Raw genomic sequence first — 13510 nt, 5'->3', positions numbered from 1 at the left:
GTACATCCGTGTTTCCTACCATCCGTATGGCCGTGTTGGCGGCCACCCTGCTGACCGTTTGCACACCTGCATCAGCCGACCCGGTACAGGACGCTCGCCTGGAGGGTTCGCTGCAAACCGCGCTGGCCCTCAACCGGATGCTCAACCCGTTCCGCATCAAGGTCGAGGTCGATGACCAGCGGGCCCGCCTTAGCGGTGAAGTCGAGAACGACGTCGAACGCCAGTTGGCCGAGCATGTGGCCCTGGCTACACGGGGCATCGAGCAGGTCGACAACCAGTTGCGGGTCAACGCCGAGCTGGTCGAGCGCCCGCTGGAGCTGCGTGCATACGCCCAGCGGCTGGAGGATGCGACCTTGGCCGCGGTGATCCGGGCGCGCTTGCTGTGGAGCACGGCCACGGAGAACGCCCCGATCGAAGTGCAAAGCAGCGATGGCGTGGTCACCCTGCGCGGCAAGGTCGACAGTGCCGAGGCCAAGGAGCTGGCGGGTGTGGTGGCGCGCACCACCGACGGCGTGCACCTGGTCAACAACCTGGTCAGCCTGGATAGCGCCGCCATGGCCAAGGCCAGGGAGAACCCGGTAGCCGCCGGGAGTGGCACGCAGCCGAGCGACAGCTGGGTGGTCGACAAGATCCAGACCAGCTATCGCTTCAGCCGCAATCTGGACGGCCTGAACATCAAGGTGGCCAGTGAACAGGGCATGGTCCGGCTGACCGGTGAGGTGGTCAGCAGCGAGCAGAAGACCATCGCCGTGGAGATCGCGCGGCAAATCATCGGTGTGCGGGGGGTCGATGCCGACCTGCTCAAAGTGGCGACCAAGGTAGAGGGCTGAATCGTGCAATTCGCACGACGCCTGAAGGGCCATCGTGCAGGATACGTCATCAATGGCAACGTGCGAACTATTTAACTTATTGATTTATAAGGAATTTATTGGATTGGATGGGCTGGCATGCTGGCTGCAATTACCTGTTCAGGTTTGAACAAAAATTACAGCAGGAGAAGCCGGCATGAACCGCCCATCCGTCAACCGCTCGCTGAATGCCGCACTGCCCTTGCACCAGTTCCTGTTGCTCGGCATGGCGTTGCTGCTGACCTTGGCCGCTGGCCTCTTTTACTACAGCTGGCAGACCGCGCGCCTTGCCGATCAGGTCGCAGTGCAAACCGCGCTGCTGACGCAGATTCAGGCGACCCGCGCCAACACCCTGGTAAAAGCCGCCGAACCTGCCGGGCAGCGGCCTGCCGCCAACACTTCGCCGGCCACGGTGGATAACGTCGTTCCCCAGCAGCGCTGGGTGTTCTAAGGCGCTGGCTGGACCGATTTCAAAAAAGAAAGGAGAAGCATCATGCTGAGTTGGGCTATCACTTTCCTCATCATCGCCATTGTCGCCGCAGTGCTTGGCTTCGGTGGTATCGCTGGCGCCGCTACGGGTATCGCGAAGATCCTGTTCATTGTCTTCCTGGTCCTGTTCGTAGCCTCCTTCTTCTTTGGACGTGGCCGAGGTTGACGATGAGCAGGAAGCTATCCACAGCCCTGGCTGCTGCTGCCCTGATGTTGGGCAGCAGTGCAGCGGTGCTGGCGGCCAATGATGGCCAGGTCCGGGTCGAGCAGTTGCTCGGCTCGGACCCTGAATACCGGGAAACCTGGCAAGACACGATCAAAGGCGAGGAACGCTTGCCCGATTGGGTGATCAACCTGAGCGGCAGCGGCCAGGAGCAGATGTCTGCCGTGACTGAAGACGGCGACAAATATCTGGTCGGCCCGCTGTGCGAGTCGCCGCAGAACTGCACCTACAAGCGCCTGATCGTGGCGTTCAGCTGGGACAAGGACGACGCCTACGGGATGCTGGTGGAAGTGCCCGAGGGCTTGCCGAGTGACAAGTCGCCAACCCGCCATGCGCAGTACCGCTGGCTGGGTGATCCGGACGACGGCATGAAGGCGATGTTGCAGGAGCAACTCAAGCGCGATCCGAAGTGGTACTGACCAGCGGTCGCGCGCTGTCATCTAATGGAAGCGGAACCTTTTTATCTTTCTCGCTTCTATGATGCGCCGCCCCGAGGAGGGGTAGCGCATGACCAGGGGGCCGGGCTGTTCTGATTGTTGCAGGATCGGAGTGGCCTAGGGGTACAGGGAGTACCTCCAGCACTGGGCCGGGTCAGGCAAAGGCAGAATCGGAAGCTTCAGGTCAGGCGTGTCGAAAAACACGTGCACCCGGCCTGGCTTCCGAGGCGCCATCCCGCCGTTTTGCTAAATCCTTTCAGGATTTCCCTCTTGAGACACATTTTGTCTTGACCGTACATCAAATTTTTTTCGCTCGATACGGGTGCCGCGCAAGTGTCATTTCGGCCATTCGGATTGTCGAACAAGCCGTTTTTATCCCTGCCAATACACCGCCAAAACTGCCTAAATATGGCGGTTTGGTCTTGTTCGGATTTCCGAACGTTATAAATCAATGACTTACGTGCGTCCTATTTTGACTTCGATGTCTATGCCGTATCGGCATGGGGTATGCGTTTCCGGCATTAGATTTCAGCCTTCCCCGTCGCAATAGTTGCCGCCTTTTTCGCTGGCCCGAGCGCCCTGTCGCTCGCTCGCGGTGTCCTTACATGAGGTCTCCGGACGGAAGCCAAAAGCTCCCCGTGACGTTGCCAACGGCTCTGTTACGCGCTTTTCCGGTCGGTGCCCGTGACCACTAGAACAAAGGGTAAAGACATGAAGAAGGCAAAACTGAGCCTCGCCTGGCAGATCGTCATCGGTCTGCTTCTGGGCGTTGCAGTCGGCGCGCTGCTGAACCACTTCAGCGCGGAAAAGGCCTGGTGGATCAGCAACGTTCTCCAGCCCGCCGGTGACATCTTCATTCGCCTGATCAAGATGATCGTTGTCCCGATCGTGATTTCGTCGCTGATCGTGGGTATCGCCGGGGTTGGCGATGCGAAGAAACTGGGCAGCATCGGCCTGAAGACCATCCTCTACTTCGAGGTGGTGACCACCATCGCCATCGTTGTCGGCCTGGTGTTGGCCAACCTGTTCCACCCGGGCGCCGGCATCGACATGAGCACCCTGGGTACCGTCGACATCTCCAAGTACCAGGCCACCGCGGCTGAAGTGCAGCACGAGCACGCGTTCATCGAGACCCTGCTCAACCTGATCCCGTCGAACATCTTCGCAGCGCTGATGCGTGGCGAAATGCTGCCGATCATCTTCTTCTCGGTCATGTTCGGCCTCGGCCTGTCGAGCCTGCAGGCCGACCTGCGCGAGCCGCTGGTGCGTACCTTCCAGGCCGTGTCGGAGACCATGTTCAAGGTCACCCACATGATCATGAACTACGCCCCGATCGGTGTGTTCGCCCTGATCGCCGTGACCGTTGCCAACTTCGGTTTCAGCTCGCTGCTGCCGCTGGCCAAGCTGGTGCTGCTGGTGTACTTCGCCATCGCCTTCTTCGCCTTCATGGTGCTGGGCCTGGTCGCACGCCTGTTCGGCTTCTCGGTGATCAAGATCATGCGCATCATGAAAGATGAGCTGATCCTCGCCTACTCCACCTCCAGCTCCGAAACCGTGCTGCCGCGCGTGATCGAGAAAATGGAGAAGTACGGTGCACCGAAGTCGATCTGCTCGTTCGTGGTACCGACCGGCTACTCGTTCAACCTCGACGGTTCGACCCTGTACCAGAGCATCGCGGCGATCTTCATCGCCCAGCTGTACGGCATCGACCTGTCCTGGAGCCAGCAGCTGCTGCTGGTGCTGACCCTGATGGTCACCTCCAAAGGTATTGCCGGTGTACCGGGGGTATCCTTCGTGGTGCTGCTGGCGACCCTGGGCAGCGTGGGCATCCCGCTGGAAGGCCTGGCCTTCATCGCCGGTGTCGACCGCATCATGGACATGGCGCGTACCGCCCTTAACGTGATCGGCAACGCACTGGCAGCCCTGGTGATTGCACGTTGGGAAGGCATGTACGACGCCGCCAAGGGCGAGCAGTACTACGCCTCGCTGATGGCGGACAAGCAGGAAGCTGCCATGGTTGGCGAAGCCGCCAAGCGCTGAGCCTGAACGGTTGAACCAGAAAGCCCCGACTTGTCGGGGCTTTTTGTTGCCTGTGGATTTGTCCGATCTGCTGGTCGGTTCGCGATCTCTGTGGGAGCGGGCTTGCCCGCGAACACGGGCGAAGCCTGTGCCATCCACCGCGTTGTCTGCTTCGCGGGCAAGCCCGCTCCCATAGGGTTCAGCGTCAGCCGAGAGTTCTCCAGTCAGAGGCCCCGATACGCTATCATTCGGGCATTTTTCAGGGGGAACACACGGATGCTCAACGGCCTTTGGCTCGGCTTTTTCCTGGTGGCGGCCGTCTCCGCCCTGGCCCAATGGCTGGTCGGTGGCAACGCCGGCATCTTCGCCGCGATGGTCGAGAGCATCTTCGCCATGGCCAAGCTGTCGGTAGAGGTCATGGTCCTGCTGTTCGGCACCCTGACCCTGTGGCTGGGCTTTCTCAAGATCGCCGAAAAGGCCGGCATCGTCGAATGGCTGGCCAAGGTGCTGGGGCCGCTGTTCGCCCGCCTGATGCCAGAGGTGCCACCCGGCCACCCGGCGCTGGGCCTGATCACCATGAACTTCGCCGCCAATGGCCTGGGCCTGGATAACGCCGCGACGCCGATCGGCCTCAAGGCCATGCGCGCGCTGCAGGAGCTCAACCCCAGCAGCACCACGGCCAGCAATGCGCAGATCCTGTTCCTGGTACTGAACGCCTCGTCGTTGACCCTGCTGCCGGTGACCATCTTCATGTACCGCGCCCAGCAAGGCGCCACCGACCCCACCCTGGTGTTCTTGCCAATCCTGCTGGCCACCAGCGCCTCGACCCTGGTCGGCCTGCTATCGGTGGCGGTGATGCAGCGCTTGCGCCTGTGGGACCCGGTGGTGCTCGCCTACCTGATCCCCGGCGCGCTGCTGCTGGGCGGCTTCATGGCCTTCCTGGGCACCTTGTCGGCTGCTGCGCTCGCCAGCCTGTCGTCGATTCTCGGCAACCTGACGCTGTTCGGGGTGATCATCCTGTTCCTGGTGATCGGTGCGTTGAAGCGGGTGCAGGTGTATGAAGCCTTTGTGGAAGGCGCCAAGGAAGGCTTCGACGTGGCCAAGAGCCTGCTGCCGTATCTGGTGGCGATGCTGGTGGCGGTCGGTGTACTGCGCGCCTCTGGGGCGCTGGAACTGGCGCTGGACGGCATTCGCCACGCGGTCAACTGGATGGGCCTGGATACCCGCTTCGTCGAGGGCCTGCCCACCGCGCTGGTGAAGCCGTTCTCTGGCAGTGCCGCGCGGGCCATGCTGATCGAGACCATGCAGACCCACGGTGTCGACAGCTTCCCGGCCCTGGTGGCGGCAACCATCCAGGGCAGCACCGAAACCACCTTCTACGTGCTGGCGGTGTATTTCGGCGCCGTGGGCATCCAGCGGGTGCGCCACGCCGTCGGCTGCGCCCTGCTGGCCGAGCTGTCCGGTGTGATCGCGGCCATCTGCGTCTGCTACTGGTTCTTTGCCTGAGCCTTAGCCTGAGCCTGGCCGCTTTGCGCCACGGTCCAGCCCACCACCAACCCGGCAAGCAGATCGCTGGCCTCGCCGAAGCCGGCGACCACAGTTGACACCCGGGTGTCGGCAAGCGGCTGGCGCACTTCGAAGCGCGTGCTGGTTAGGATGCGTTGGCTGCGGCCTTGCACCAGGCGCGCGACGAAGCGGATCACCACCTCCACCTTGCCATCCGGCTGATACTCGCTCTGGAACGCCAGCAGCTCGCCACTCAGCTCGTAGTCGGCTTGCAGGTTGCTGTCGTCTGCGCTCAGCCGCTGCACCTGGCCATCGCGCTGGAAGCCATCGAGCAGGCGGTTGCGCACCAGCAAAGGCACTGGGTCGCTCCAGCGGGCGCCCTTGTAGCTGCTGATCACATCCCCTTGGGGGATCACGGCGATGCGTGGCCCGGCCAGTGCTTCGCTGGCCAGCGGCTTGTTCAGGCGCAGTGACCAGTCCACCGGGGTATTGCTGTGGCTGGCCTGGTTGACCGGCAGGCGGTAGATATCCACAGGTTCGCTCTGCGGCAGGATCGAGCAGGCGCCGGCCAGGCTCAGGGCGGCCGCCAGGGCCAGCAGGCGCAGCGAAGGGATCATGGCTGGAACTCCTTGTTGTTGTCGCGGCCCAGCAGGTAGCCGCTCGGGTCGGCCTCCAGGCGCCGGGATATGCCCTTGAGCGAGTTGAGGGTTTCGCGCAGTTCGCGGATGGCCGGGGTCAGCTGGTTGAGCCCCTGGGCGCCGTCATCGATGGACTGGCGGTTGTCCTGCAGCAGGTTGTTGATGGTCGCAGCGCTTTGCGCCAGCGACTGCATGGCCTGCTCGGCATTGCCGATGGCCTGTTTACCCTGGGTGCCAAGCAGGCCGTTGGCGTTGCGCATCAGCGCCTGGGTTTCGGCCAGGGTGGCGTTGGCCTGCTTGCCGACCTGGGCCAGTTGCTCGATGGCGTCGCTGATACCGCCCTTCTGGTTGGCGAAGGCGCCAGTGGTCTGCTCCAGGTTGGCCAAGGTGTTGCTCAGGCGGTCGATGTTGCTTTCCGAGAACATCTGGTTGGCGTTGTGCAGCAACAGGTTGATGTTGGTTACCAGGTCGCTGCTGTCGTTGAGCAGGCGGGAGATCGGCGAGGGTGAGGCGACGATCACCGGCAGCTTGCCGTCCTTGCCCCTGAGTTCCGGGCTGTGCGGCGTGCCGCCGCTGAGCTGGATGAACGAGTTGCCGGTGACCCCGGCCAGGGTCAGTTTGGCCTGGGTGTCTTCCTTGACCGGGGTGTCGCCGCTCAGGCGCACCCGGGCCAGCACCCGGCGCGGGTCTTTCGGGTCCAGGCGCAGGCTGGTGACATCGCCGACCTTGATGCCGTTGTACTGCACCGGGCTGCCACGGGACAGGCCCGAGACGGCTTCGTTGAAGATCACTTCGTAGTCCTTGAAGGCGTCGTCGACGCTGGACTTGGTCAGCCACAGGCCGAACAGCATGGCGCCAGCCACCACCAGGACAGTGACCAGGCCAATCAGGACGTGATGAGCTCGGGTTTCCATTGTTCAGCGCTCCTGCCCGGCGTTGGCGGCGGCGTGTTCGGCCGCGCGCCCGCGTGGGCCGTGAAAGTATTCGTGGATCCAGGGGTCGTTGGTCTGTTCGACCTCGGCCAGGGGGCCGGCGACCAGCACCTTCTTCTGTGACAACACGGCGATGCGATCGGTGATGGTGTAGAGGGTGTCGAGATCGTGGGTGATCAGGAACACGCTCAGGCCCAGGGCATCGCGCAGGGTCAGGATCAACTGGTCGAAGGCAGCGGCGCCGATCGGGTCGAGGCCGGCGGTGGGTTCGTCGAGGAACAGGATGTCCGGGTCCAGCGCCAGGGCGCGAGCCAGGGCTGCGCGCTTGATCATGCCGCCGGAGAGCGACGAGGGGTATTTGTCGGCGGCGGAGATCGGCAGGCCGGCCAGGGCCAGCTTGACCCCGGCCAAGTGCTCGGCATCGGCGCGCGACAGGCCGGCATGCTCGATCAACGGCAGGGCGACGTTTTCGGTGACGGTCAGGGATGAAAACAGTGCGCCCTTCTGAAACAGCACGCCAAAGCGGCGCTCCACCCGCGAACGCTGTTCCTCGCGCAAGCCGGCCAGGTCTTCACCGAACACCTTGACCTGCCCCTCGTTGGGGCGCCGCAGGCCGATGATGCTGCGCAAAAGCACCGACTTGCCGCTGCCCGACCCGCCGACCACCGCGAGGATTTCGCCGCGGTACAGGTCCAGGTCGAGGTCCTTGTGCACCACCTGGCTGCCGAAGCGATTGCAGATGCCCCGCGCTTCGATCACCGCTTCCCGGCCATTCACCAGCCCATCTCCATGCAGAACAGCGCTGCCACCGCATCCAGCACGATGACCACGAAAATCGATTGCACCACGCTGGAGGTGGTGTGGGCACCCACCGACTCGGCGCTGCCGCTGACCTTGAAGCCTTCGAGGCAGCCGATGGCGGCGATCAGGAAGGCGAAGACAGGCGCCTTGGCCAGGCCGACGAGGAAGTGCTGCACGCCGATGTCGGTTTGCAGCAGCGACAGGAACATGGCCGGCGAAATGCCCAGTGACAGGGCGCAGACCACGGCACCTCCGACGATGCCGCAGATCATCGCGACGAAGGTCAGCAACGGCAGTGAAATCAGCAGCGCCAGTACCCGTGGCACCACCAGCAGCTCGATCGGGTTGAGGCCCAGGGTACGGATGGCGTCGATCTCTTCATTGGCCTTCATCGAGCCGATCTGCGCGGTGAAGGCACTGGCAGTGCGCCCGGCCATGAGGATGGCGGTCAGCAGCACGGCGAACTCGCGCAGGAACGAAAAGGCAACCAGGTCGACGGTGAACACCGTGGCCCCAAAATCGGCCAGCACCGTGGCCCCGAGGAAGGCCACCACGGCGCCCACCAGAAAGGTCAGCAAGGCGACGATGGGAGCAGCGTCCAGCCCGGTCTGCTCGATGTGCGCGATGACCGGGGTGACGCGCCAGCGGTGTGGCTGCAGCAGGCGGCGCAGCAGGGTCTCGATGATCAGGCCGAGGAAACCCAGCAGCTGCATGGTGTCCTGCCACAGCGTGCCAACCGCGCAGCCGATACGTTCGAGCAGCACCAGCAGCACGTTGCGCTCGGGCTCCTTGACCGGGATGCAGTAGTCCTGCACCGAGCAGTAGACATTCTTGAGCAGGGCGCGGCTGGCTTCGGGCAGGTCGTGGGTGCAGTGCGAGAGGCGCTCGGACCCGAGCAGCTCGGCCAGCAGCGAGGCACCGGCGGTGTCCAGGCGGCCCAGTTGGCTGAGGTCGGCAATGGCCTCGGCGCCATACTGCGTGCGCAGGCGCTCGCTGTCGCGCTTGAGGCTGGCATAGTGGGCCAGGGTCCAGTCACCGGCAATCCGCAGGCAGGCCGGTTGGCAGCTGGTGTCCAGGGTGGCGCTGGGGGTAGTCATAGGCTCCATGCATCCGGCCAGGCTAGAGGCTGATCATAGCGCAGCGGGCATGGAGCGGTTTGTTGAATATGTGCTGTCCTGCGCCAGCATCACTTCGCAGGCGCGTCGTCCACCACCTTGAAGCGCAGCACGCCGATCACCTGGCCATCTTCGGTCAGTACCCGCACCTGCCACTTGCCCACCGGGTTGGGCGGGAAGTTCTGCTTGTGGGTCCAGGCGCGGTAGCCTTCCTTGCGCCCGCCGTGGATGTCCAGGGCAATGCGATCGACCTCCTGGCCGTCCTTCTGCCACACATGGTAGATGCGCTCGTCCAGGCCGCGCGGCGCGTTGATCGCGGTGTAGGCGTACAAACCATTGCTGCGAATGCGGCTGGCGGCGATTTCCTCCAACGACTCGCCGGGTTGGCGATTGAGCACTTCGGTGCTGACCGCCACGTCCGTCATCCACAGCGTTGCCGGTGGCACCCATGAACGCAGCAGCCAGCCGCTCCCGCCTACAGCCAGGGTAACCAATACCAGTGCCACGCCGCGGCGCCAGGTATTGATCGGGAAGCTGCTGAGCAGGCTGGGGAACGACAGCGCCATGGCGGCAATCAACGCCAGCTTGAAGCTTTGCGCGGTGGTCAGGTGCAGGATGATAGGCAGCGCGGTGAGCAGCGCGGCGAACAGCGTCAGGGTGTGCAGCGCGAGGAACAGCCAGCGCCGGGGTGCCAGCCACTTGTAGTAGAGCGGGTCGATGATCGAGATGAGCCCGGCGGCGCCAAGCAGCCCGGTGAACACCAGCTGGCCGCTGTTCCAGGTGGTGGTGATGAAGAAGAACGGCAAGACGAAGAACAGGCTTTCCTGGTGGATCATCTGTGTCGCGTAGCGCAGCAGCGGCTGCGGAATCTCACGCTTGAAGGTGCGCGCGAACAGGCCGGTGAGGGTGTTTTCCAGCATCAGCCAGACCCAGCTGACCAGCATGAGGATGGCGATCCAGCTGGCCAGGCTGGCCTGGCGGTCGACCAGGATGAAGCTGCCGATGCCGGAGAGGAAACCACCGAGTGCGATGACGCCGGGGTAGCGTTTGAGCAGCTCGATGACGCGCTGGACGAAGTGGGGTATTGGGGGCATGGGTCTACAACAGCAGTTTGAGGTGGCTGTGCCGGCCCCTTCGCGGGCAAGCCCGCTGCCACAGGTAGTGCACTGATCATGAATCCTGTGCGGTTCCTGTGGGAGCGGGCTTGCCCGCGAAAGGGCCGGTACTGGCAAAAGGATACCGCCGATTCACCGCTGGCGTGTAGCACCACTGGGTCGTTCCGGCTTGTGCCGCCGCCAGCGCAGCAGCCCCAGCGCCAGTATCAGCCCCAGCAGCAAGGCCACCAGCCCGTAAAGCTCGTCATACCCCAGGAACGGCTTCTCGATCCGCAGGTAACCCTGATCCTTGAGCAACGCCTTCAGCGCCGCATTGGCCTCTTCCAGTGTCACCTGGCGCAACTTGCGCGCCGGGTCGGCAAAGCGGCCGTTGTTGTAATCGTTCAGCGCGCCCCAGTAGTAATCGGCCAGCGCACTGTTGCCCTGGGTGCTCCAGCTTTCCTTGGCCACGGCGGCATCCTTGAGGCGGGCGAAGGTATCCGGGTCGAGGCCTTCCTTGCGCAAATGATCGAACAGCTGCTGCATCACCTTCACGGCCTGGTCGACATCTTCGCGCTCAAGGTCGGCATTGAGGCTGAGCATGCCGCTGTCGCCGAAGCTCTCGCGTTGTACGGACGGCCCGTACGACAGGCCGTTGCGCAGGCGCAGCTGGTCGTACACCGCCCAATCGAGGTAGCGCGACAGCAGGTCAAGGGTCTGCTGATGGTCATTGTCCAGCACCGGCTCGATGAACAGCCAGTGCAACTTGACGCTGTCGCCCAGCAGGCCACGGGTCAGGTCGCGGCGTTGCTCGGCTTGTTGGCTGATGCTTTCGAGGGTGCGCCGCTCTTCCGGCTCGGTGGCGGGCAGTTCACCAAAGGTACGCTCCAGGTAGGCTGGCAACAGGCGATCCAGGCCGCCCACCACGATCAGGGTCATGTTGTTGGCGGCGTACCAGCGATCACGCAGGGTCTTCACTTGTTCCAGGGTCATGTCCGCGACGTTGGAACGCTCGGGGCATTTCAGGCCCAGCTCGGTGGCCAGCTGGTCGCTGGCCGGGTGGCCGATGTCCTGGCGGTCGAGCCAACGCTGCAGGTGGCCATAGTGGCCGCCATCCTCGCGTTCGATGATGTGCTTGGCCGTGGCCAGGGCCTTGGCGTCGATGCGGGTGTCGCGGACGATTGCCAGCAACAGGTCGAGCACCTTGCGCTGGTTGCGTGCCGGCGCCTCGATGACGAAGGTGGTGTCGGCGCTGCTGGTATAGGCGTTCCATTCGCCGCCCAGGCTCTGCAGGCGCTCTTCCAGGCCGCCCTCACCGGTCTCGTCGATGCCTGTGAACAGCAGGTGCTCGAGCAGGTGCGGCAACTCCTTCTGCTCGCAGTCGAAGTCATCCAGGCCGACCCCCACCACCAGGCGGATCGCCACATGGTCGCGTTCGTAACCGGATTTGAGGATCACCTGCAGGCCATTGGGCAACAGGTAGCCCTCGACCCGCGAGCGATCGAGGGCAAATGAGGGCAGGCTGCAGATCAGCAGGCAAACGAACATCAGGCAACGCATGGGCGAGCGACGGTCTCCAGGTGTGCGAGATCAGGACAGGTGGGCGTCTTCCGAGACGCTGTCGAGCAGCAGCCCGCCAGTGTCAGAGCCACCCAGTACCACATAGGCACTGCTGCAGAACAAAGAGTTCAACCGCTTCATGTCGGCGATCAGCTCCAAGTGTAGCGAACTGGTCTCGATACTTTGCACTACCTTACGCTGCAAACGGCTGACATGGGCATGCGCCAGGCGCCGTTCCTGGGCGCGGAAGCGGCGTTTTTCGCGCAGCAGCAGGCGCGCGCTCTCCGGATCGGCGCTCAGGAATACCGACAGGCCCAGGCGCAGGTTGGCCAGCAACTGCTCCTGCAGCCCGGTGAGCTCTTCCAGGCCGACCTGGGAGAACTCCCGGCGCTGGCTGGTTTTCTGCTGCTGCACCTTGCGCAGCATGCGTTCGATCAGGTCGCAGGCCAGCTTCAGGTTGATCGCCAGTTCGATGACCTCTGCCCAGCGCCGGTTGTCCTGATCGCTGAGGTCTTCCCGTGGCATCTGCGCCAGGTACAGCTTGATCGCGCTATACAGCGCTTCGCCATCCTCGGTCAAGGCGCGTACCTGCTGGGGCATGGCAGTGTGGGTGCCGCGCAGGGCGCCGAGCATGGCCTCCAGCAGGCTGTCGACGATGTCACCCAGGCGCAGGGTTTCCCGGGCGGCATTGGCCAGGGCCAGGCTGGGCGTGGTCAACGCCGAGGCATCGAGATGGCGCGGGCGTATCTGACCATTGCTGGCCTCGCGTTCGGGCAACAGCGTGTTGCACAGGCGGCCCATGGGTTTGACCGTCGGCAGCATGATCAGGCAGCGCAAGGTGTTGTAGAGCAGGTGGAAGCCGATCACCAGCTCCTGAGGGCTGAAGCTCAGGCTGTCCATCCACTCCACCAGGGGGTGCAGCACAGGGATGATCAGCACCAGGCCGATCAGCTTGTACAGCAGGCTGCCCAGGGCCACCCGGCGGCCTGCGGCGTTCTGCATGCTGGTGCTGATGAAGGCCAGCAGGCCGCTGCCGATGTTGGCGCCGACGACCAGGCCGATGGCCACCGGCAGGCTGATCACCTCAGCGCCAGCCAGGGTGGCAGTGAGCAGCACGGCAGCCAGGCTGGAATAGGAGACCATGGCGAACAGTGCCCCCACCAGGGCGTCGAGCATGATGTCGCCGGTCAGCGAGGCGAACAGCACCTTCACCCCTTGCGCATGGGTGATCGGCGCCGCTGCCTGCACGATCAGCTCCAGTGCCAGGATGATCAGGCCCAGGCCGATCGCCACGCGGCCCAGCTGGCCCGCGCGGGTCTGCTTGCGTGAGAGGAAGAAGATGACCCCGAGGAACACCAGCAGCGGCGACAGCCACGACAGGTCAAAGGTCAGTACCCGGGCCATCAGCGCAGTACCGACATCGGCGCCGAGCATGATCGCCAGCGCTGGGGTCATGGCCATCAGGCCCTGGCCGACAAAGGAGGTGACCAGCATGGCGGTGGCGTTGCTGCTCTGCACCACGGCGGTGACCACGATGCCGGCAATGAACGCCAGCGGCCGCCGGTTCATGTTCTGGCTGAGCACGCGGCGCAGGTTGGAGCCGAACACCCTGAGGATGCCGGTACGGACGATATGCGTGCCCCACACCAGCAAGGCCACGGCGGAGAGCAGGTTGAGCAGGGTCAGCATGGTCGAGCCCCCCTTTGTAATCGGGCCCCAGTGGCGGAGCCAAAATGGATGAAGCCGTAAGCCTGGCCCGGGGGTGGGTGTCTTGATCCAGTGCTTACTCAAGCTTTAGTTGTTTTGCGGAACTCGCGCCAGCTTGGCACGCTCTGCAAGCATTTGAAA

At 63.7% G+C, this 13510-nt stretch carries 13 protein-coding genes; 6 read left to right on the top strand and 7 right to left on the bottom strand.

What is annotated here, in order from left to right:
• The first annotated feature begins 26 nt into the window (after positions 1-26).
• The 6 genes from CAF78_RS16675 to CAF78_RS16650 all read left to right on the top strand — a co-directional run bounded on the left by CAF78_RS16675 (position 27) and on the right by CAF78_RS16650 (position 5522).
• Positions 27-830 (top strand): BON domain-containing protein, encoded by an 804-nt coding sequence (locus tag CAF78_RS16675; protein WP_085676632.1) that lies wholly within the window; start codon positions 27-29, stop codon positions 828-830.
• 175 nt (positions 831-1005) lie between these two features.
• Positions 1006-1299 (top strand): hypothetical protein, encoded by a 294-nt coding sequence (locus CAF78_RS16670; protein WP_085676633.1) that lies wholly within the window; start codon positions 1006-1008, stop codon positions 1297-1299.
• A 42-nt stretch (positions 1300-1341) separates the two neighbouring features.
• The gene (locus CAF78_RS16665) at positions 1342-1503 is read left to right on the top strand and encodes a DUF1328 domain-containing protein (RefSeq protein WP_003252966.1); all 162 of its coding nucleotides are present in this window, start codon (positions 1342-1344) and stop codon (positions 1501-1503) included.
• 2 nt (positions 1504-1505) lie between these two features.
• Positions 1506-1979 carry an inhibitor of vertebrate lysozyme family protein gene (locus CAF78_RS16660; protein ID WP_085676634.1) on the top strand — a complete coding sequence of 158 codons (474 nt, stop codon included), beginning with the start codon at positions 1506-1508 and terminating at the stop codon, positions 1977-1979.
• 729 nt (positions 1980-2708) lie between these two features.
• The gene (gene gltP / locus CAF78_RS16655) at positions 2709-4037 is read left to right on the top strand and encodes a glutamate/aspartate:proton symporter GltP (RefSeq protein WP_085676635.1); all 1329 of its coding nucleotides are present in this window, start codon (positions 2709-2711) and stop codon (positions 4035-4037) included.
• A gap of 255 nt (positions 4038-4292) precedes the next feature.
• Positions 4293-5522, top strand: coding sequence for a nucleoside recognition domain-containing protein (locus CAF78_RS16650; RefSeq protein WP_085676636.1), 1230 nt, complete (start codon positions 4293-4295; stop codon positions 5520-5522).
• Here the strand turns inward: CAF78_RS16650 and CAF78_RS16645 are convergent.
• The 7 genes from CAF78_RS16645 to CAF78_RS16615 all read right to left on the bottom strand — a co-directional run bounded on the left by CAF78_RS16645 (position 5504) and on the right by CAF78_RS16615 (position 13351).
• Complete coding sequence (locus tag CAF78_RS16645) at positions 5504-6139, bottom strand: ABC-type transport auxiliary lipoprotein family protein (RefSeq protein WP_085676637.1); 636 nt, start codon at positions 6137-6139, stop codon at positions 5504-5506. The genes CAF78_RS16650 and CAF78_RS16645 overlap by 19 nt on opposite strands.
• Positions 6136-7074: an MlaD family protein gene (locus tag CAF78_RS16640; protein WP_085676638.1), complete on the bottom strand. Its 939-nt coding sequence runs from the start codon at positions 7072-7074 to the stop codon at positions 6136-6138. The genes CAF78_RS16645 and CAF78_RS16640 overlap by 4 nt, the downstream gene beginning before the upstream one ends.
• Positions 7075-7077: 3 nt before the next feature.
• Positions 7078-7869 carry an ABC transporter ATP-binding protein gene (locus tag CAF78_RS16635; protein WP_085676639.1) on the bottom strand — a complete coding sequence of 264 codons (792 nt, stop codon included), beginning with the start codon at positions 7867-7869 and terminating at the stop codon, positions 7078-7080.
• Positions 7866-8999 carry an ABC transporter permease gene (locus tag CAF78_RS16630; protein ID WP_085676640.1) on the bottom strand — a complete coding sequence of 378 codons (1134 nt, stop codon included), beginning with the start codon at positions 8997-8999 and terminating at the stop codon, positions 7866-7868. Before CAF78_RS16630 ends, CAF78_RS16635 begins: the two co-directional genes overlap by 4 nt.
• Before the next feature lie 80 nt (positions 9000-9079).
• Positions 9080-10102, bottom strand: a complete 1023-nt coding sequence (locus CAF78_RS16625; RefSeq protein ID WP_085676641.1) for a DUF5924 family protein — start codon at positions 10100-10102, stop codon at positions 9080-9082.
• A 153-nt stretch (positions 10103-10255) separates the two neighbouring features.
• Complete coding sequence (locus CAF78_RS16620; RefSeq protein WP_085676642.1) at positions 10256-11662, bottom strand: pitrilysin family protein; 1407 nt, start codon at positions 11660-11662, stop codon at positions 10256-10258.
• Positions 11663-11692: 30 nt separating this feature from the next.
• Complete coding sequence (locus tag CAF78_RS16615; RefSeq protein ID WP_085676643.1) at positions 11693-13351, bottom strand: Na/Pi cotransporter family protein; 1659 nt, start codon at positions 13349-13351, stop codon at positions 11693-11695.
• Between the last annotated feature and the right edge of the window lie 159 nt (positions 13352-13510).

The sequence above is a fragment of the Pseudomonas sp. R28(2017) genome (assembly GCF_002112505.1).
GTDB lineage: Bacteria > Pseudomonadota > Gammaproteobacteria > Pseudomonadales > Pseudomonadaceae > Aquipseudomonas.
The sequence above is the reverse complement of the archived record's forward strand: the minus strand, read 5'-3'. Positions and strand labels throughout refer to the sequence as shown.

Bases quoted from the DNA above. Each gene is read 5' to 3' on its own strand.
- CAF78_RS16675 (WP_085676632.1), top strand. From the start codon at position 27: ATGGCCGTGTTGGCGGCCACCCTGCTGACCGTTTGCACACCTGCATCA.
- CAF78_RS16670 (WP_085676633.1), top strand. From the start codon at position 1,006: ATGAACCGCCCATCCGTCAACCGCTCGCTGAATGCCGCACTGCCCTTG.
- CAF78_RS16665 (WP_003252966.1), top strand. From the start codon at position 1,342: ATGCTGAGTTGGGCTATCACTTTCCTCATCATCGCCATTGTCGCCGCA.
- CAF78_RS16660 (WP_085676634.1), top strand. From the start codon at position 1,506: ATGAGCAGGAAGCTATCCACAGCCCTGGCTGCTGCTGCCCTGATGTTG.
- gltP (WP_085676635.1), top strand. From the start codon at position 2,709: ATGAAGAAGGCAAAACTGAGCCTCGCCTGGCAGATCGTCATCGGTCTG.
- CAF78_RS16650 (WP_085676636.1), top strand. From the start codon at position 4,293: ATGCTCAACGGCCTTTGGCTCGGCTTTTTCCTGGTGGCGGCCGTCTCC.
- CAF78_RS16645 (WP_085676637.1), bottom strand. From the start codon at position 6,139: ATGATCCCTTCGCTGCGCCTGCTGGCCCTGGCGGCCGCCCTGAGCCTG.
- CAF78_RS16640 (WP_085676638.1), bottom strand. From the start codon at position 7,074: ATGGAAACCCGAGCTCATCACGTCCTGATTGGCCTGGTCACTGTCCTG.
- CAF78_RS16630 (WP_085676640.1), bottom strand. From the start codon at position 8,999: ATGGAGCCTATGACTACCCCCAGCGCCACCCTGGACACCAGCTGCCAA.
- CAF78_RS16625 (WP_085676641.1), bottom strand. From the start codon at position 10,102: ATGCCCCCAATACCCCACTTCGTCCAGCGCGTCATCGAGCTGCTCAAA.
- CAF78_RS16620 (WP_085676642.1), bottom strand. From the start codon at position 11,662: ATGCGTTGCCTGATGTTCGTTTGCCTGCTGATCTGCAGCCTGCCCTCA.
- CAF78_RS16615 (WP_085676643.1), bottom strand. From the start codon at position 13,351: ATGCTGACCCTGCTCAACCTGCTCTCCGCCGTGGCCTTGCTGGTGTGG.